Raw genomic sequence first — 1,030 nt, forward strand, 5'->3', positions numbered from 1 at the left:
CTTTTGCCCATTTGACGCTAACTGTGTGTTTTGAGCCAAGTGAGTCAAAAATTTCAGCCGTTGAGCCGTGGCTAGACATCATCATCTTACCGCTCGCTCTTAGAGCTTGACCTGGGCTTAGTGCGCCATCAAGTGCTTTCATCATATTTGTAAAGCGTACGTTTTCGTTTACTGCTGCGTTATTTGTGCCTTGAGCTGGCTTTGTAAGAGCAGTCGTTGTCATATAAAGGGCTTGATCAGCTAGTTCGTTTGTAGGGTTTTCTAGCTGGAACTGACCTAGTTTGTTTACAGTGACTTTTACGCCGTCGTTTGTATCATCACCCGCAAGCGCTTGAAGTGCTGCAACACCAGCTGCATGTTTTTGATCTGGTGTACCAGCTGCAGCAGCGTAAGCAGTGTTATAAGCAGTTTGATATGCTGGATTTGTTATAGCAGCGCCACCTGTGCCTGGTGCTATCTTGTGAGCTGCGGTTGCTGCTTTTGCAGCATCAAGTGCATCAGAGTTTGCATTGATCTGACCGTCGCCGTTATAATCAACGTGGTTTCTAGCGTCCTCTTGCATAGCAGCACGTAAGTCTTCTGTTGTTGTTATTTGTCTTGCGATCTTGTCGTTATTTGGATGAACAGCTGTTGTTTGCGAGCTTGTATAGACATATTGATAAGCTGTGATGATATCTCTATTTGCTAGACCACCAACTGTGTTTCCAGCATTTACTGTAAGGTGAATGTTTTTTGTCTCTTCAGTTGTGCCTGAGTCGTTTCTGTTTATAAGTGTTAGCTTGTTACCTTCTGAAATTTCAGCTCTAACGCCAGTTTTATTGTACTGAGCGTTGATAGCAGCTGCGACGTCACTAATGCTTGTCATCGTGCCAGGCTGAGTTTTGATAGTTGTACCATTTAGTGTGATATCAAGTGTTTGCGGTGGGTTGATCTGACCGATGTTTTGTGCTAGTGCGCTACCTACTGAAAATTTCTCAGATTTTGCGTTTGCGGAGCTTATCCAGATACCTTGACCATCTCTTAGAGAAAG

1 protein-coding gene is annotated in these 1,030 nt (G+C 44.1%); it reads right to left on the reverse strand.

Annotation, left to right across the window (positions count from 1 at the left end; all coding sequences use genetic code 11):
- Window positions 1-1,030: flagellin hook IN motif-containing protein (locus Q0296_RS04235; RefSeq protein ID WP_298036918.1), on the reverse strand; the 1,030-nt coding region annotated here is incomplete at both ends.

The sequence above is a fragment of the uncultured Campylobacter sp. genome (assembly GCF_937890585.1).
Lineage (GTDB): Bacteria > Campylobacterota > Campylobacteria > Campylobacterales > Campylobacteraceae > Campylobacter_A.